Source organism: Acutalibacter intestini, from assembly GCF_034334985.1.
In the GTDB taxonomy this organism is placed as follows: Bacteria; Bacillota; Clostridia; order Oscillospirales; family Acutalibacteraceae; genus Acutalibacter; species Acutalibacter intestini.
This window is the reverse complement of record NZ_JAWXXL010000015.1, coordinates 18,587-33,702: the sequence shown is the minus strand read 5'-3', so window position 1 is coordinate 33,702 and position 15,116 is coordinate 18,587. Positions and strand designations below refer to the sequence as shown.

General features: G+C 40.3%; 26 protein-coding genes and 3 pseudogenes. 1 reads left to right on the top strand and 28 read right to left on the bottom strand.

The features are described 5' to 3' along the window. Positions 1 to 164: 164 nt before the first annotated feature. The 4 genes from U8U68_RS22790 to U8U68_RS11910 form a co-directional block, all read right to left on the bottom strand. The gene (locus U8U68_RS22790) at positions 165 to 380 is read right to left on the bottom strand and encodes a hypothetical protein (protein ID WP_496196379.1); all 216 of its coding nucleotides are present in this window, start codon (positions 378 to 380) and stop codon (positions 165 to 167) included. A gap of 12 nt (positions 381 to 392) precedes the next feature. Continuing rightward, the gene (locus U8U68_RS11920; RefSeq protein WP_322201046.1) at positions 393 to 632 is read right to left on the bottom strand and encodes an excisionase; all 240 of its coding nucleotides are present in this window, start codon (positions 630 to 632) and stop codon (positions 393 to 395) included. 11 nt (positions 633 to 643) lie between these two features. Next, positions 644 to 913 carry an excisionase gene (locus U8U68_RS11915; protein WP_437124428.1) on the bottom strand — a complete coding sequence of 90 codons (270 nt, stop codon included), beginning with the start codon at positions 911 to 913 and terminating at the stop codon, positions 644 to 646. A gap of 76 nt (positions 914 to 989) precedes the next feature. After that, positions 990 to 1,160: a hypothetical protein gene (locus U8U68_RS11910; protein WP_322201044.1), complete on the bottom strand. Its 171-nt coding sequence runs from the start codon at positions 1,158 to 1,160 to the stop codon at positions 990 to 992. A gap of 533 nt (positions 1,161 to 1,693) precedes the next feature. Between U8U68_RS11910 and U8U68_RS11905 the strand changes: the two genes are divergently transcribed. Beyond that, positions 1,694 to 2,035: a helix-turn-helix transcriptional regulator gene (locus U8U68_RS11905; protein WP_322201042.1), complete on the top strand. Its 342-nt coding sequence runs from the start codon at positions 1,694 to 1,696 to the stop codon at positions 2,033 to 2,035. Positions 2,036 to 2,139: 104 nt separating this feature from the next. Here U8U68_RS11905 and U8U68_RS11900 read toward each other — a convergent pair. From U8U68_RS11900 to U8U68_RS11785, 24 genes and pseudogenes are all read right to left on the bottom strand, one after another. Continuing rightward, a pseudogene (locus U8U68_RS11900) lies at positions 2,140 to 2,271 on the bottom strand (cysteine-rich KTR domain-containing protein); the annotation flags it as partial. Further along, the gene (locus U8U68_RS11895) at positions 2,268 to 2,933 is read right to left on the bottom strand and encodes an ABC transporter ATP-binding protein (protein WP_322201038.1); all 666 of its coding nucleotides are present in this window, start codon (positions 2,931 to 2,933) and stop codon (positions 2,268 to 2,270) included. The gene U8U68_RS11895 and the pseudogene U8U68_RS11900, both read right to left, overlap by 4 nt. Before the next feature lie 11 nt (positions 2,934 to 2,944). Further along, positions 2,945 to 4,177, bottom strand: coding sequence for an ABC transporter permease (locus tag U8U68_RS11890; protein ID WP_322201036.1), 1,233 nt, complete (start codon positions 4,175 to 4,177; stop codon positions 2,945 to 2,947). Positions 4,178 to 4,346: 169 nt separating this feature from the next. Then, positions 4,347 to 5,438 (bottom strand): sensor histidine kinase, encoded by a 1,092-nt coding sequence (locus U8U68_RS11885; protein WP_322201034.1) that lies wholly within the window; start codon positions 5,436 to 5,438, stop codon positions 4,347 to 4,349. Beyond that, complete coding sequence (locus U8U68_RS11880) at positions 5,423 to 5,704, bottom strand: winged helix-turn-helix domain-containing protein (protein WP_322201032.1); 282 nt, start codon at positions 5,702 to 5,704, stop codon at positions 5,423 to 5,425. Before U8U68_RS11880 ends, U8U68_RS11885 begins: the two co-directional genes overlap by 16 nt. A gap of 54 nt (positions 5,705 to 5,758) precedes the next feature. Next, positions 5,759 to 6,115 (bottom strand): response regulator, encoded by a 357-nt coding sequence (locus U8U68_RS11875; protein ID WP_322201030.1) that lies wholly within the window; start codon positions 6,113 to 6,115, stop codon positions 5,759 to 5,761. 33 nt (positions 6,116 to 6,148) lie between these two features. Further along, positions 6,149 to 6,322: a helix-turn-helix domain-containing protein gene (locus tag U8U68_RS11870; protein ID WP_437124429.1), complete on the bottom strand. Its 174-nt coding sequence runs from the start codon at positions 6,320 to 6,322 to the stop codon at positions 6,149 to 6,151. A 296-nt stretch (positions 6,323 to 6,618) separates the two neighbouring features. Beyond that, a pseudogene (locus U8U68_RS11865) lies at positions 6,619 to 6,726 on the bottom strand (CHAP domain-containing protein); the annotation flags it as partial. Positions 6,727 to 7,389: 663 nt separating this feature from the next. Further along, positions 7,390 to 8,616, bottom strand: a complete 1,227-nt coding sequence (locus U8U68_RS11860; RefSeq protein ID WP_322201026.1) for a site-specific integrase — start codon at positions 8,614 to 8,616, stop codon at positions 7,390 to 7,392. 44 nt (positions 8,617 to 8,660) lie between these two features. Next, positions 8,661 to 8,828 (bottom strand): hypothetical protein, encoded by a 168-nt coding sequence (locus tag U8U68_RS11855; RefSeq protein ID WP_322201024.1) that lies wholly within the window; start codon positions 8,826 to 8,828, stop codon positions 8,661 to 8,663. Positions 8,829 to 8,929: 101 nt separating this feature from the next. After that, positions 8,930 to 9,139, bottom strand: coding sequence for a DUF6462 family protein (locus U8U68_RS11850; protein ID WP_322201022.1), 210 nt, complete (start codon positions 9,137 to 9,139; stop codon positions 8,930 to 8,932). Between the two features lie 31 nt (positions 9,140 to 9,170). Next, entirely contained in the window at positions 9,171 to 9,584 is a 414-nt protein-coding gene (locus tag U8U68_RS11845; protein WP_322201020.1) for a hypothetical protein, read from the bottom strand. Then, positions 9,577 to 10,104 carry a DUF7768 domain-containing protein gene (locus U8U68_RS11840; RefSeq protein WP_322201018.1) on the bottom strand — a complete coding sequence of 176 codons (528 nt, stop codon included), beginning with the start codon at positions 10,102 to 10,104 and terminating at the stop codon, positions 9,577 to 9,579. Before U8U68_RS11840 ends, U8U68_RS11845 begins: the two co-directional genes overlap by 8 nt. Before the next feature lie 14 nt (positions 10,105 to 10,118). Next, positions 10,119 to 10,772: a hypothetical protein gene (locus U8U68_RS11835; protein ID WP_322201197.1), complete on the bottom strand. Its 654-nt coding sequence runs from the start codon at positions 10,770 to 10,772 to the stop codon at positions 10,119 to 10,121. A 71-nt stretch (positions 10,773 to 10,843) separates the two neighbouring features. Further along, positions 10,844 to 11,002 (bottom strand): annotated as a pseudogene (locus U8U68_RS11830) (YqaJ viral recombinase family protein); the annotation flags it as partial. Next, a complete protein-coding gene (locus U8U68_RS11825) occupies positions 10,987 to 11,205 on the bottom strand; it encodes a DUF3788 family protein (protein ID WP_322201195.1) in 219 nt (72 codons plus the stop codon). The gene U8U68_RS11825 and the pseudogene U8U68_RS11830, both read right to left, overlap by 16 nt. Positions 11,206 to 11,240: 35 nt before the next feature. Next, positions 11,241 to 11,687, bottom strand: coding sequence for a GNAT family N-acetyltransferase (locus tag U8U68_RS11820; protein WP_322201016.1), 447 nt, complete (start codon positions 11,685 to 11,687; stop codon positions 11,241 to 11,243). Positions 11,688 to 11,738: 51 nt separating this feature from the next. Next, the gene (locus tag U8U68_RS11815; protein ID WP_322201014.1) at positions 11,739 to 12,203 is read right to left on the bottom strand and encodes a VOC family protein; all 465 of its coding nucleotides are present in this window, start codon (positions 12,201 to 12,203) and stop codon (positions 11,739 to 11,741) included. Between the two features lie 51 nt (positions 12,204 to 12,254). Continuing rightward, the gene (locus U8U68_RS11810) at positions 12,255 to 12,812 is read right to left on the bottom strand and encodes a DUF3795 domain-containing protein (protein ID WP_322201012.1); all 558 of its coding nucleotides are present in this window, start codon (positions 12,810 to 12,812) and stop codon (positions 12,255 to 12,257) included. A gap of 64 nt (positions 12,813 to 12,876) precedes the next feature. Further along, entirely contained in the window at positions 12,877 to 13,074 is a 198-nt protein-coding gene (locus U8U68_RS11805) for a YdeI/OmpD-associated family protein (protein WP_367575819.1), read from the bottom strand. Positions 13,075 to 13,105: 31 nt separating this feature from the next. Further along, the gene (locus tag U8U68_RS11800) at positions 13,106 to 13,270 is read right to left on the bottom strand and encodes a hypothetical protein (RefSeq protein WP_322201010.1); all 165 of its coding nucleotides are present in this window, start codon (positions 13,268 to 13,270) and stop codon (positions 13,106 to 13,108) included. 99 nt (positions 13,271 to 13,369) lie between these two features. Further along, positions 13,370 to 13,948, bottom strand: coding sequence for a nucleotidyl transferase AbiEii/AbiGii toxin family protein (locus U8U68_RS11795; RefSeq protein ID WP_322201008.1), 579 nt, complete (start codon positions 13,946 to 13,948; stop codon positions 13,370 to 13,372). After that, positions 13,948 to 14,544, bottom strand: a complete 597-nt coding sequence (locus U8U68_RS11790) for a type IV toxin-antitoxin system AbiEi family antitoxin domain-containing protein (protein ID WP_322201006.1) — start codon at positions 14,542 to 14,544, stop codon at positions 13,948 to 13,950. The genes U8U68_RS11795 and U8U68_RS11790 overlap by 1 nt, the downstream gene beginning before the upstream one ends. A 179-nt stretch (positions 14,545 to 14,723) precedes the next feature. Next, positions 14,724 to 15,104 (bottom strand): DUF4314 domain-containing protein, encoded by a 381-nt coding sequence (locus U8U68_RS11785; RefSeq protein WP_160644385.1) that lies wholly within the window; start codon positions 15,102 to 15,104, stop codon positions 14,724 to 14,726. Positions 15,105 to 15,116 lie beyond the last annotated feature (12 nt).

Below are 15,116 nucleotides of genomic sequence, written 5' to 3'. Positions count from 1 at the left end.
GAAGAGCAACAGCAAAAAATAAGTAAGCGCGTTTTTCATATCTGGTGGAAAAGCGATGCTGCCCGATTTTGGGACGAACAAAGGTATCATACATATATTGATAGTTTTCAAAGGTATTGCCTTCAAACCTCGCTTGAGAACCTTCCATGGCTCATAAAGTTCATTTACTGTGGTGTACCGGGCTTCTGTCTTAATGCCGTCGCTTTTATCTTTTTCAATCTGTGCCTCCTTAGCACGAAGATCATCCAAAGACCTTGCATATACATAACGCCGTTTATGATCTGCGTCCATCCAAGAATATTGATAAGTGCCATCATTTCACTGGAGTTCTCCAACATGAAGCTAACTCTTGATTTGTCTTTTCGTTTTTCTTTCGCCATAACTGAACCTCCTTAAATTCTGTCCCTGTCCTTAATATATCTGTCAAGTTTTTCCCGAACAATAAAGACCTGATTGCCAAGCGGCATTACAAACGGGCATTTCTTTTGCCGTGATAATTGCCTGAGCTTTGTTATCCCGATACCGGAATACGCTGCCGCCTCCTCAATAGAAAGACGTTTTTTCTCCCATATCGGTTTGTCAGCGCTTCTTGCTTCCAATATTTTTTTATATCTGATTACCTCATCATCCATTCTGATACCTCCTAAACGGAATACGCTTTTTCAATATACTCATTAAATGCCTTTCGTTTAATGTCTCTGCGGTTTCCTATCCACAAGACAAATGGACAATCCTCTCTATTCGTCATTTCATAGAGTTTTGCCCTGACTATGCCGGAATAGGCAACTGCTTCATCGATTGATAAATTCGCTTTATGCCACAACGGGACTTCATACTTGAGCTGCTTTGCCTTTTTATCATCATCATTCATTATTCCTATACCCCTTGTCTCCGGTGGAAGTGCGTCTTTCATAAATGATATAGTCCCAACCCATATTGTCGCACTTATCGCATTTTCCCTGTTCAACAGACAACAGCACAAACGGTATTTAACGGGATATAATATCAGGGTATTTTTCAAACAGTTCTTTTTCGGACAGTTCTGTAATGATTGCCCATTGTTCTTCGCCTGTGTATCCCTCATACTCGTACTTCAAATTGATAACCTTGCACTCGCTCTGAAAATGCTCTTTCAGAACATCTAATTGGCTTTTTGCCATTTTCTTTACCTCCGGTCTGAATTTTCAAAAATGTAAAAATTTAGACCGAAAGGTGGTGAACGGCAACCAACGCTATAAAAGCTCAAAATATCACAAAATATAAAAACGCACCTGCATAGCGACAAATTTTGCCGTGCAAGTGCGTCTGTTTCATTATATTTATGACATATCAGTTCAGTATGCGAGCCGCATTGCCCCTTTGTGGGGTAAATGCTTTTTTCAATGAAATGCTTTCTGATAATGCCTTTGTAACAGTTCAATATTCGCTGTTCATCACAAGCAGCGAAACGCCAGAATAATCCAGCGCATTAAAAAACCTCCGATCAAAAAACTCAGAATTGGAGGGTGTAGGCATATTGAATCGCCCTGTCAAAACCTCTTTTTTTTATTTGGCAGGGCTCATATTTCTTTATAGTTCAGTTATTTACGAACTTTCAGTCTACTTATAATTGAATTGCTTTGCCATTATAAAGATGGCATAAATCAGTATAATTATATATGGAGGTGGACTGTAAGTTCATAATAAACCTGAAATGCTTGGGCATATCATTAAGGCAGCTCGTGAAAACGCCGGGATCACCATAGAAGCGTTAGCAAACAAAGTAGATATTACCGAGCGATACCTATACCGAATCGAAAACGAGGGCCAAAAAACGAGTTTCCATGTTTTACATAAGCTCGTCCGGGAATTGAACATTTCTGCGGATTCGATTTTCTACCCTGAGAAGCCGTCCAAAGATTCCGAGGTAGAAAATCTCCTCCGTATGCTTTCAGCTTGCGATGAACGGTCGTTGGAAATCGTTAAAGCAACTGCAAAAGCCTTAATTGATACTGCCCTAAAAAGTAGCCGTAAGACTGCTTTTTACTCTATATGAAGAACAGAGCCGACAAACGGTGATTGCTCACTCATTCATCGGCTCTGCGTCTATGCGTCCGGCTCTTTGATAAATGTTATTTGTGAATTCTTAACTTCGATCTATGTTTCCTGTTTACACTTCGGACCGTAGAGAGGATAATCTTTCAATACGGTATCCTCTCTAACTCTGTCACGAGTTTTACTGCCGCATACAGGGCATAAAATCCATTTTTGTTTTCTCTTTATATCACTCATTTAACAAAAACCAAATTCCCCTGATTAAGCCCCCAAAGCTCATCTGCATATTTTGAAACCTGCTTAGAATGAGTAACAACAATCACACACTTATTTTCTTTATGGGCCAAACTTTGCAAGATACACATAATGTTTTCTTCCGTATCGCCATCCAAATTTCCGGTTGGTTCATCTGCAATCACGATTTCCGGATCGTGTGAAAGCGCCCGTGCAATCCCCACTCTTTGCTGCTCACCACCGGACAATTTCAAAACTTTTCGATTTGCAGTTTCTTCATCAATTCCGACTTTCTCTAAAAGATTCATTGCAAACTGCTTTTTATTTTTGAGATGACTTCCACTAATATTCATGGAAAGAATAATATTTTCTAATGCGGTTGCATCTATAAGTAAATTGTACCCTTGAAAAATAACGCCAATACTCTTTGCACGGTAATCATCACGGTCAACTTGGCGAAGGCACTTCTCATTAAAAAGAACATCACCGCTCGTTGATAGATCAAGCCCGGATATAAGAGAAAGAAGTGTGCTTTTTCCGGCTCCAGATTTTCCCATGATTACATATAATTTTCCATGTTCAAACTGCATTGTAATACTTTTCAAAACATTCTTTTTGGCACCTTCATACTGATAAGATACCTTATCTAAAGCTAAAATACTCATGATAATTCACCTTAGTTCCTTTCCGAAAGAATTTTCATTGGCTCATATTTCGTAATAAAAATCACACCAGCTATTGAAGACAGCAAAGCCAGCAACAAAGCAATCAACGCAATCTGAAGTGATGTTGCGGGCATTAAATGAACCTGAATCGCCTGCAAATTTTGAGCTGTTTCTGCTTGTCCGGCAATCAACACATCAGCAACAGGTTGTGCAAGCACGCTTCCGATTCCCAGCCCTACGACTAAACAAATAGCTGTAATTGTCACCATCTCAATCACCAGCATTTGTGCAGCCTTTGCCTTTTTCATCCCCATTGCACGCAGTACGCCTATTTCATATTTGCGTTCCCGAATTGCCATTGCAGTGACTAACAACAGAATTGCTCCACCAATCAGTAAGACAACAATTATAAAAGTCATTGTAATTTTTGCAAGACCTTCTACCGGAGTAACAATTTTATTGTAGCTTTCTTCATCTGTAACGACCGTATATACATCAGGAAGTCCTTTTTCTCTTACTTCTTTTGTAAAAGCCCTCAGATATTCCGGTGACTTCAATTCATATTCTGCATGGACTGCAAGATTTTTCACATCAAAGCATTGTTCCATCGTGTCCATGTGTGCTAATATTTCGTTGCGTCGGTTTGCCGAAGCTCCATCTAAGGAAATCACGCCTTCTACTGCTTCAGGCGTTGCCTGTGTAGCGTCTGCATAAATACCGGATACAGTTAATGTTACTTCTTGACGACCCATGACTTCCGTAACAGAGAAAGAGTCTCCAACTGTGAGTGAATTTAAGTTGGCAAAGTCTGTACTAATAAGGCATTCATTAGCCTTTGCAAACGTTTTACCTTCTATGATCTTTCTTAGCCCATCTGCAAAGTCAGGAAGGCTGTTTGTATCAGAATAAGCCAAAAGTTTTGCGTCATACGATAAGGCCGCCTGTTCTTCGCCATGTTCCCCATAAAATGTTGCACCACCTTTGCGACCGCCTATCGGTTCAAGTTTGGGGATGCCAATCCGGGCAAGTATATCCATTTGATATGTTTTCAGATATTCTGAATCCGCAAATTGGATATATTGTTCAGAAGTGATGTTTGGTGCTGTGGGAAAGCTCATATTTCCATTTTGATTATTAGAATTTTCTGCCATCAGCTTATCAAAATCAACTTGAAACGAAATCTTTGATCCAAAACGAGTTTTGTAATCTTGGATAATCTCATTAGTGGTTGAGTTTATGGTCAAAGCGACCGTGGTGGATAAGATAAGGAAAAATGTAATGATTCCTACTAACAGATTCCGTCCTTTATTCCTTGCTAAATTTTTAAGTGCATTTTAAATGATATACATAGTTTGTTCCTTTCCTTTGTTTGATTGACACTCCGAGTATAACACATCAAATGTTAACTGAATGCTAATCCTTTCTTGCCTGCGGAAAAGAAAGATAAAATGTTGTTCCATGTGCGGGTTCACTCTCTGCCATAATAAAGCCGCCGCACAAATCACACACATAGGAAACCAAGGAAAGTCCAATGCCATATCCATTTTTATTCAGTTCATTTATGCGATAACGGTTCTGAAAAATTTTATCCAGATGACTTTTTTCTATGCCGATCCCTTGATCCTGTACTTTTACAATAACGCTACCTTTTCTTACCTCAACCGAAAGAGAAATTGGTTTACCGCAGCCATACTTTATAGCATTATCCAGTAAATTTGAAACTGCACGGTAAATCCAGCGGCTTTTTGCCATGATTTCCGTGTCCTCATTACCGTCAAAATCAAAAGTAAGCTTGCTGTAAATCTTTTGGTAACGATCATAAAGTTCTGCGCAAATAAGAGAAACATCAATAGGAACTAATATAGCAGTGGATGCTGTTTCACTAAGGGTAAGAATATCATCAATGCCATTAGAGAGTTCATCCATCGCCTCTAAATAGTCATTTTGACCTGAGAGTTCCAAATTGGTACGCAAGACAGCAATAGCATTTTTCTGCTCATGAGATAAATAGGCATAGAGCCGTTTGTTGTCCTCCAGTAGATTGTTAAATTGTTGCTGTAAAGTCTGATATACAGACATAATAGCAGTGTTGCTTATAACCTTATCATTGCTCTTTTCTGCAACAAGAGACTTTGCAACATCTAACATCTGTTTGTTTTGAAATCGTTGTAATACTTTCCAAAGACAAAGAGAAAGAAACGCAAACAATATCAGAAAACCACCCGCAACAGGCAACAGTTTTTGTAGAATTTCATTTTGCAGGCGGCTATTATAATCCTCTATCCCCATAATATTTCCTGTACCGGCGGGCATAAAGTAGTTCCCTTCCAAAATATTCACATAGTCCTCTGTTGTAACAAGATAAATACTGCTTTGAGAAGGCTTCATATTCTGAACCGTTTTTCCAAACCAAAGCAAGGAAAGAATAAATAGACCTGTTACCATAGCGGAAAATAACAGAATAATACCACTGATTTTGATACGGGCACTCATTCGTTTATCCATAAGGAATACCCCTTTCCTCGTGTGTTCATCAAAATGTCCTTACCTGTCACGATTGTCAATTTTTTACGCAATTTGCTTAAATGTACCCTCAAAACCGCAGAGAACGGGTCGAAGCTTTCATCATAAACATGCTCAACAATTTCTTCACTTGATACAATAGCTGGGTGCCTTTCAGCAATGTACTCCAAAATATCATACTCCCTGGTCGCAAGTAAAATTTCCTTATTGTTCCACATGACTTTTCGAGAAGCGGGGTGAATTGTCAACGCTCCCACTTCTATAATGGGATTTGTACGCCCATAAAATCTACGAATAACAGCCTACACTCGTGCCCGCAGCTCCAGCAACTGAAATGGCTTTGTCAAATAATCATCTGCACCTAAATCCAATCCTAATGCCCGCTCTTCTATTTCATCTCGTGCAGTTACTATAATAACCGGGGTTTCTATATGTTCCGACCGTAGAAATTTCAGTATGTCGATTCCATCTTTATCAGGCAGATTAAGATCAAGCAATATGGCATCATATCCATTTACAAATGCTTGTTCTTCACCCTCAGTTCCAGTATATGAAAGATCAACATAGAACCCTGCCTTTTCCAACCCTGTTTTCATGGAATTGGCAAGACTTTTATTATCTTCAATAATAAGCAACCGCATATTTTTTCTCCATTTCATAGATATTCACAACCAGTATAGCAAACAGAATGTTTATTGAATGTTAATTTCTTTTTTTCGTCTTCTATCAATGGGCTTCTTAGCACTTATCGGTATAAGCCAAACTGTACCTTTCTTTTCTGCACCGGGAATGCGACCGGCCGCACAGTAATAGTTAATCATACGAGCAGAGATATTCCATTTTTCCCTGGCTTCCTTTAAGGTCATACAATCCACGCCGCACCTCCGAATAAACTTATGTCTATATTATATTTCGTTTTCTCGAAGAATACAAGTGTGTGAATTTGAATTGTTCGTGATTTCTATGTATCAGCCGCCTTCATTTCAGGCGGCTGATTTTTTAAGGCAATACCGCACAATTCTAAGTACCGTATTGCGCAGTCAGATTTTTCTTCAGAGTGTACAGATTGAGCGCCGTCAATCTCACCATTGACAAGCGAAAGCTGTACGCTATCACGGAAAATCTGCAAGCAAGACGGTGCTTAGAATTGTGCGGGGTTGCCTTAATACTGTGGCACACCGAACCCAAATATCTGATAATTTCCTACGGAATACTGATTGATTCGGCAGCTATCGCCGGAGTTGCCTTCAACGGTGTAAACAACACCGTTGTGCTATAAGGCTGTTTTGGAGTTCAATCAAAGCGCTAATGACCTGCGTGCGTTCCTGCTCGGTTAAATATATATGGAAATTCTTTTGCTTCATCTGCTGCACCTCCTGATACCCTTATTATACGGAAAAAGGGCAAAAAGAAAAGGATACGGCTTATAGGCAAAAAAATAGAGCCTCAACCATAAGATTGAAGCTCTGTTTTCGTTGTCGTAAATATCTCTGTTTTTTCTGTCGTAAACGGCTATAACTGCCCATTCTACAAGGCTTTTTTACCATTAATCCAATGTAGCCACTGGATTAACGATTTTCGATTCACGGTGTTTACGACAGCGATTTGTCGTAAAAATCCACCTTTGCCCTTGAAGTCATTTGTCGTAAATTTGTCGTAAACCCCTTTTTTCGGGGTAAATTTGGATTAACGAAACCCGGCAAAAGCTGTCAAAACCTCGTTATTTTCTGTCTATCAGTCCGAGAGGGGCTTCATCGTCGGGAATAGTTCCGCACCAAATTCAACCTTATTCATATTACTTCAAATCCTTTCGTTTACTGGTTTTTCACTAATTTGTATCACTTCATATTACATCAGAAAAAACGCAAATTTGTTGTCAAACTGTTGTCATCGCAGGGGTTTTGTTGTCAGCTTTATTACGCAAAAACCCTTCTTAAAAGATATCCAATTTTGACAGTCTATCAAAAGATTCCTGCTTCTTGCGATCCGTAGCTTCAGCATATATGTCCATCGTAGTTTCAATGTTCCGATGTCCCATAACCGCCTGAATCACTTTCAAGTTTGTTTCATTTTCGCATAACCTGGTACAGAAGGTATGCCTTAAATGATGACAGGAAAAATCCGGCAGTATAACCGGTTCACGCCGCTCTTTCTTTGCATTCACAGTTTCCTCTGCATTGTAATTGCTAGTAATCCGCTTGATTGTACGATTAACGGATTGTGGATTCGGAACAGAACCAAATCGTGTGACAAAGACAAATCCCTTCATCCCATCAATCTCAGTTTCATTGAATCCTGTCTCTGCCTGCTCCTCCCGTTCCATTTGAAAAGCATCATACACAGTATCAAGCATAGGAATCGTTCTGATTCCAGCTTCCGTTTTCGGCTTGGAAATCCTCTGAACCGATGTTCTTGACTTTCCAATCGGATAATAAACGATGCTATGGTTCACATTGATAATCCTATTTTCAAAATCCAAATCTTCCCATCGAATCCCAAGTGCCTCTCCGATTCGGCATCCCGTTCCAAGCAACACAGCAAATAACGGCCACCAATGATAATACACAGGATGATTGGCGATGTAATCCATAAAGGCCCTCTGCTGTTCAAGTGTCAATGCATGTCGAATTCCCCTCGTTTTACCTTTGCTTACTTCCTTTATAACTCCATCCGACGGATTGTTGCGGATAATTTCATCTCTCACCGCAAGTTGAAATGTCGGATGCAACAATGTGTGAATAGAATCCAAAGTACTTATCGACAAACTTCCATCGTCAAGCAAGTAGAGATAAAACTGAAGTACATCTGAAAACTTAATGTCTGCAATTTTCTTTTTGCCAAATGTCTCTCTGACAAAGCGATCATACATATAAACATAGTTACTTCTCGTAGTCGCTCTTAAATCATGTTTTGTAGACATATAGCGGTCAAATGTGGTGTTCAGTGTGGCTTTCCCTGCAACATACAAATCCAGCCCATCCAACTGATCCTTCATTAACTGCTTTTCTTTTTCCCTTAACGTCGCTAAATCCTGCGCATATATAAATTTTCTCCGACCTTGTGGGTCTATGTAGGTATACATATAACGCTTGTCCGACGCTCTCTGTACCTCTCCTTTCCTGAGCGCTCTGCCACGCTCGTCTTTTCGTGCTTTAGCCATAATCCTTTCCTCCTTCAAAAAATGAAAGAAGGGACTAACAGCACTCAACTATGTTTGGATAAATACTCCTCCAAACTTCGCAGGGCAACTTCTGTCATTGTCATCTTGTGTTCAGCAGCATACTCTGTCAACTTCCTGTGGGTGTCATCTGACAACCGGATAGTAATGGATTTCCGCTTTGCGCTATCCTCTTTCGGTCTACCCATTTTCATAACATAGTTACCTCCACATATTTAATATTATACATATTGTAAGACAGAAAGTCAAGTCCCAAGCGTCTGTCCCAACTAAGTTTCATAAACTTTTCACCTCTTCAATATTCTCGAAAGGTCTCTAAAAATTTCTCGAAAATCTCACAGTTAACTAATGCTATGCCATCAATTTTATATACAGCTTTCGCTTCTTTAGCCAATTCCTGAAATTTTGTTAATCCGAGACTATATTTTTCAGCGCCCTCTTTATATCGTACAAATTTTTTAACGTATCTTTTTGTAGCCTCAACGTCCTGGCATTTATGTCCCATTTACCTCTTCCTCCATATAAATCAATAATAATCAACTCAGTTGGCAGACTCCACAGATATTTCCTGTTTCTTTTACAGAGCTATAATTTTTCTGACCGCAATGTATACAGTATGATTTATAGCCGCTGGGTTTCAACTCGCCCTGATACAGCACAAGATATCCGCCGCTTCGGCCATTCATAGCTGCCTGCCACTGATACTGGTGTCGCTGTCCAAACTCATCCAGCAATTCATTACGGGCATAAAAAAACTCCTGGGTGTCCATCAAATCGTACAGTTTATTCTCTATCTCTTGCTTCAAACCGAGGTTATAAAGCTTGAGATTACAGGCATACGATTGTGAACGGTTCCAGGAGTTCATTGTAAAATAGCGAAAATGCAGGGTAAGAAAGTCTGTCATAGCTGACCGGGAGCGTAAATCTACCTCTCGATAAAAGCTAATCACGGAACATCACCGCCTTTTCCAGATAGGATGCCGGCGAAGAAAATCCCATGACAAAGTTTTCACGGTCAAGCTGCACAAAGCGTTTATTGCCGCCATGTTTTGTAATTTCCTTCTGCACTTCATGATACAGTCCCTCGTCAAAAACCATCATTGGCATCTGGAACAGGACCGCATATGCGATTTCTCCCTTCATTCCACTGCTGAGACGGTTTCCACAGATAAGGATAACCTCACTGTTTTCCAATAGGGAAAGGCCAAAGCTGAGCGCTAACGCCCGCTCCGAAGGGAGTTTGTCACAAAGCAACATAGGCAGATAAGCATGCGGCGCCCTGGCATACATCTCCATCTTTTCAGAGGCATAATACATATACGCTCTTGCTGCGTGCATATTACGAAGAAAATCCGTATCGTCTTCTGCACTCAATGGAGAGCAGATATAGGCACGCTTTTTGCATCTGTCATTTTTCAAGAACTGCATTTCCAAACGCTGCTCCCAGTTATCAGTAAAAATAGTATTCATAAGCATTTCCTCCATTAAATCGGCTGTACCGATACTTTAACTTTCCTGCTTTCCGAAGCCTTTAGGACATCCGCATATACTGTCGGATATTTTTCCTTCAAGGCTTTTGAATCCGGTCGGCGGGTTGTTTTTGTGATAAAATCAATCAGGAGCTTATCCGTGGTAGTTTCCAGAACCCCATGCTCATGCTCCTTCATAACTTCAGCAATTCGCACACTATGTGCCTCAATCTCCTTTTCATATGTTTCAATTTCTCTGTTGCAGTCTGTAATTTTACCCTGAAGTTGCGCAATCTTACGAAGCGCAGGCTCATACTTATGTGAGAATTCCACTGTCGGTAATCCCACTTTGCTTGAACCATAGATTCGGGCAAGTGACTGCAGAGCAAGTTTAAGCGCTACTTCTGCCATGGTAGGCGGCTTATCATGCTCCAGGCTCCAAATCCATTCCTCCAGGCGTTCAAAGATCATATCCTCTTTCGCCTTGTCGCGGACAATATCCGGAATCGCCAAATCATTGTCCGGGTTATTGCCCCAGACTGCTGAAAAAGCACCGATATTGACATCTGCCACTGCGAGATAAAAACGGAGCTGAAATTCATAATACAGCGGAATCGCATCGTCTGCCCATTCATCTGCCTTATGATAGGTACAGCTTTTGCACTCCAAAATTCCCGGCCAACATCTGACTTTCGGGTAAACCTGCGGTCAAAGTTTGCAAGTGCATACGGATGATCTGCGTGTTGGTAAAGATGTGTGTCTTCTGTCACGGTATTTCCTGTTTTCTGCCCATACCAGTATGCGGCAATCGGCTCCAGTAGATGGCCCATCATCAGCTGATTAGAATTACTTTTGGCTGCCGGTTTCATACGGCCTTTCTTAATCAGCCATAGTTCCATAGGTGTTGTCCATGGGGAAACACCAAATATAGCCGCCACATCACTTCCACCAACTGTGTAGGGAATATCTCCTTTGGGACCATGCATAACTGTTCCATATCATATTTTTTATTTATAGCCGTACATAATGCTTGCCAAACTTCATACAAGGATTGTCCAAGTAATTCAGTCATAATTGATTGAGATGGTTTATTTTCAAGCATACTATCTCCTCCACAAACTGTAATTTAACGTACTTTCACGGTATTTGTGAGAACAAATCCTTTTTTTTGTACAGTATGAAAGCTTTATCATTCCATTTAGCAACATGTAACCAAATAGGCTCATTACTGGTTTGGCGAATATGGTTCATTCCCCATAATAAAAGTTGTTTTCCATATCCCCTATTTTGAAATTCCTTATTGACAATCAAATCGTCTATTTCGTTTCCATAACAGGCAATAGAACCAATCATTTCTTCCCCACTTACAAGCAAGAAAATATCCTTACTTTTTTCACGAACTTGTTTATAATCATTCAAAAAATTATACGGCTCAATAGCAAGAGATTTTCGCATTTCATAAAAGCAAGTATTATATATTTTCATGTATTGTTGAAAATACTTTTGCTCAAAAGGAATACACAAGATATTGCTTTTTTCAATATCATCTTTTACATATTTCATTTCATATGCTATTATTTCCATGCTGTAATTTCCCTTCTACAACCCCCTATTTGTTTATTCGCCTACCGCACATTAACTATTCAAAAGACTTGTCAAGTCCTCCACGGAAGCATCCATCTTCACAGAGACTTCCTCCATCGTCATGCCGGTAGCAAGAAAACGCTTTATCACCATTTTCATATCCTCGCCAACCTCAATGATATGTCCGTCCAAATCGTAGAACCGGATTACCCTCTGTCCCCAGCTATGCTCAATTACTTCTCCCAAACATTCAATGTTTGAATACTCTTTCAGCTTACTCAGAAAACCATCAAAATCCTGTTCTTCAAAAACAATTTCTGCATTGTTGGATTTTTTTAGCATCTTTTCCTTCGGCAGATTCACAAGCCAGTCAAAATCCTGCTGCAATGCCAAGCCGCAGGTAAAAGCAATGTTTCTTCCGTAATCCTGATAAACCTCCAGGCTAAATAAATCTTCATAGAACTTTCTTGCAGCTTTTATATCCGCTACCGATATCACTGTACATACATACTTCATACCATTACTCCTATCCAACTTTTTAGTACCCCTTATCTCGTCCAGCTTTTCTTAGCTTCTCTTTTTCTTACGCAGCTTCAAATCAATGTTTTTCTTTGCCGCTGCTTCCTGAAGCAATCCCACTACAAAAGCACTTTTTTCTTTGAGCGTCCATGTTTCCATATCGTCCTTCTTCTTTTTAATTTCCTTTATCACTTCGCGAAGCTCCTGCATGTCCAACAGGTTGACCGCAACACAAAACATGGTCTTTTGGCGACCGGCATTATACTCCGACAGGAGAATGTTCAAGATTGCTGCCTTTTCTATCTGTTCCGCATTGTAGGCTTCAATTCCCGACTCTTTGGCTTTCTCCAGATCAGCCCTTCTGTGGAGATGTGTTATAAAGGAATCAAAATCGTCAATATGTTCAAATTTGGAGCATGGGTATTCACTGCACTGAAAGCAGTATTCTATGTCGGCATGTTCCATGCTGCACTTTGCAATTCTGCACGATTGATTGCCCTCTCCCCCACCGCAGCCGGGGCAATATTTATTTAAAAACATGGGGCAAAGACCGCAATTCAGCCCACAGAGTGAAAACAATTGATTTTGTCGGTTAAATCCTTTCATGATACCTCCATACGCTATTTCTCAATTTATAATTGGATGTAATCCCAACAATGGGCACTGACCCTTACATCGGTTTTAAATTTTTATTGAACCTGTCCACCATCCAGGCAATCCGCTTTTCCCGTCCGTCATCTGTCTTTGCATCCAAATATGCCCGCGTGTAGGTTTTCTTTACAGATGGGGACATAGCCTCAAAATTAGTGCTGGCAAGCTCATATTCTTTGAGCAGGGCAGACAGCTGAGCAATCTGTTCTTCAGTCACTACTATAGAATATCACTCATTATACGCTCCTTTATTCTATATCAATCAGTTTTGCAATCTCCTCGACTGTATCCAAAAGCACATGGAACTCCAGCCCTTCTGCATAACTGTTTTCCGCTGCGTAATTCCGCCACAGGCTGTAAAGTGCAGTTTCCTCACGCATATCCCTCATGATATCCTTCCAGTCTTTCAGCATATCCATTGATTCTCTTTTGACAGCAGTATGCTCTATCGCCATTTTTAAGATATCCGGTCTGACGCTGTCTTTACGCTCATGATAGAGAACATGCAGATCCTAAAAATCCCTGGCTCTTGCATTTCCTATGTTCCGGCGAATAATGGTTTCATACTTTTCAGCCAGCACCGTCTCTATGGTGTACGCCATAATCGGAACTGTTTTATCCTCAAATATGAACGGATAATCATATTGGATGGCTGCCGGAGTAATCTTATCTCCAGTTGTGACATCCACCTTCATCGGGCTGTTTATCTTCCCATATTTTGCAGCTATATGAATGCGGAAATTATTATAGGCATCCTCTTCACGGATTGGCTCTATACGCTGATATTCAAAGGTTATCCCATCGTCTGTATCAATCGCAAGAATCTCCTTAAAGATTTTGACGATTTCCTCTTCCTCCAGTTGTATCCCTCTTACGGTAGTGTCCATGTCCATTGTAGTTCTGGCTTCAATTCCAATCATTGAGGAAATCAGCAGACCGCCTTTGAGGATAAAATTCTTTGCATAAAGCGATACGGCAAGCCTCTCTAAAATGCGTTCAAACATAAACATATGCTGCACATCCAAAGCCCTCAGATTGTTCTTTGACGCAAAATTTCGGATCGCGCCCTTTAGCTGTTCCGGTGTTTTCATTACAATACCTCCATGTAAGTCCTTATTTTTTCTTCAATTCCGAAGGCTTTTCCATACTTCAGCAATTTGCGGACATCCGGCCGGTTTTTAAAATAATCCTTGATTGACTGAACATACAGCTGCTTTTCTATCTGGTCTTTATCTTTAATCAGATCACAAAGACATCTCTCTCTGTCATATAAACGAATCATAGCGCCCTGCGGCGAACGTGCTTCCGTTATGCCAAGACTATAGAATTCCTTCATAATATAATGAGCCCTGATTTTTTGATTATCTCGAAGCAGTCTTGAAATATTTTCGCCATGAGGGACTGAAATATCAAATGTATGTGGTATGATGTCCGTCAGTCCCCAGATATACAGCGCTGTCCCATAAGAAAAAATGAGGCTGGAGCATTGCACCTGAAGCAAAGCAAACTCATCAATATCACAGTCAGCAGGAGCATAAATCCCTTTCCGGATCCTTTCAAGCAAGCCACTGTCTACATATTTCTTTAAGACTGCCCTGTTGATTCCCGCCGCTTCAATTTGCGATGTTTTTACAAATCCATTTCCGTCTTCAGCCATCGCCTGAATCTTATTATAAACCTCATCCACAGAAATCACCTCCACGCACTCTACATTCCTTCTTCAATTATATCTTATTGACGAACGAATGTAAAGAGCTTTTGGCATTAGTCTGTCCGCATTCACAGAAAAATACAATTGTTTCTATTCCACAACGACAAAAAGGATGCCGCAAAAGCGACATCCCCCCTATCTTAAAACTATGATAATCAAATACCCTCTGAAATTTTTCGGAACGCATCCACGCCGGGAATGATTCCAAGATATCTTCCATTGTCAAACCTGCAATGGATTGTTGGGGCATCATCAACAGTGTCTACTGTTCCTTCCGTCATGGCAGGAATCGGACGTGGATCGTTTTTCATTTCAACGAGCACAATCCGTGTCCCTTCCGGATATGTATCCTTATAAAATTTTCTATATGATTCTGTGCTGTATTCAACAATCAGCTCTTTATTGCTTATGATTTCATAATCGAAGCCACATCTTCTCTCAAACGGATAAAACACAGGTTTCCTGAATCTCCGCTTAATGAGATGTCCGGGAACAAGAATATCGTCATCATTAAAATAAACGCGCTTTACCTCCATACTCATCATCTC

Bases quoted from the DNA above. Each gene is read 5' to 3' on its own strand.
- U8U68_RS11795 (WP_322201008.1), bottom strand. From the start codon at position 13,948: ATGAAAACACCGGAACAGCTAAAGGGCGCGATCCGAAATTTTGCGTCA.
- U8U68_RS22790 (WP_496196379.1), bottom strand. From the start codon at position 380: ATGGCGAAAGAAAAACGAAAAGACAAATCAAGAGTTAGCTTCATGTTG.
- U8U68_RS11815 (WP_322201014.1), bottom strand. From the start codon at position 12,203: ATGAAGTATGTATGTACAGTGATATCGGTAGCGGATATAAAAGCTGCA.
- U8U68_RS11800 (WP_322201010.1), bottom strand. From the start codon at position 13,270: ATGCTGAAAGACTGGAAGGATATCATGAGGGATATGCGTGAGGAAACT.
- U8U68_RS11915 (WP_437124428.1), bottom strand. From the start codon at position 913: ATGAAAGACGCACTTCCACCGGAGACAAGGGGTATAGGAATAATGAAT.
- U8U68_RS11875 (WP_322201030.1), bottom strand. From the start codon at position 6,115: ATGAAATGGAGAAAAAATATGCGGTTGCTTATTATTGAAGATAATAAA.
- U8U68_RS11910 (WP_322201044.1), bottom strand. From the start codon at position 1,160: ATGGCAAAAAGCCAATTAGATGTTCTGAAAGAGCATTTTCAGAGCGAG.
- U8U68_RS11920 (WP_322201046.1), bottom strand. From the start codon at position 632: ATGGATGATGAGGTAATCAGATATAAAAAAATATTGGAAGCAAGAAGC.
- U8U68_RS11820 (WP_322201016.1), bottom strand. From the start codon at position 11,687: ATGGAAATAATAGCATATGAAATGAAATATGTAAAAGATGATATTGAA.
- U8U68_RS11855 (WP_322201024.1), bottom strand. From the start codon at position 8,828: ATGAAAATGGGTAGACCGAAAGAGGATAGCGCAAAGCGGAAATCCATT.
- U8U68_RS11810 (WP_322201012.1), bottom strand. From the start codon at position 12,812: ATGAAAGGATTTAACCGACAAAATCAATTGTTTTCACTCTGTGGGCTG.
- U8U68_RS11850 (WP_322201022.1), bottom strand. From the start codon at position 9,139: ATGGGACATAAATGCCAGGACGTTGAGGCTACAAAAAGATACGTTAAA.
- U8U68_RS11905 (WP_322201042.1), top strand. From the start codon at position 1,694: ATGCTTGGGCATATCATTAAGGCAGCTCGTGAAAACGCCGGGATCACC.
- U8U68_RS11895 (WP_322201038.1), bottom strand. From the start codon at position 2,933: ATGAGTATTTTAGCTTTAGATAAGGTATCTTATCAGTATGAAGGTGCC.
- U8U68_RS11785 (WP_160644385.1), bottom strand. From the start codon at position 15,104: ATGGAGGTAAAGCGCGTTTATTTTAATGATGACGATATTCTTGTTCCC.
- U8U68_RS11870 (WP_437124429.1), bottom strand. From the start codon at position 6,322: ATGACCTTAAAGGAAGCCAGGGAAAAATGGAATATCTCTGCTCGTATG.
- U8U68_RS11825 (WP_322201195.1), bottom strand. From the start codon at position 11,205: ATGCTTGAAAATAAACCATCTCAATCAATTATGACTGAATTACTTGGA.
- U8U68_RS11840 (WP_322201018.1), bottom strand. From the start codon at position 10,104: ATGAATACTATTTTTACTGATAACTGGGAGCAGCGTTTGGAAATGCAG.
- U8U68_RS11860 (WP_322201026.1), bottom strand. From the start codon at position 8,616: ATGGCTAAAGCACGAAAAGACGAGCGTGGCAGAGCGCTCAGGAAAGGA.
- U8U68_RS11885 (WP_322201034.1), bottom strand. From the start codon at position 5,438: ATGGATAAACGAATGAGTGCCCGTATCAAAATCAGTGGTATTATTCTG.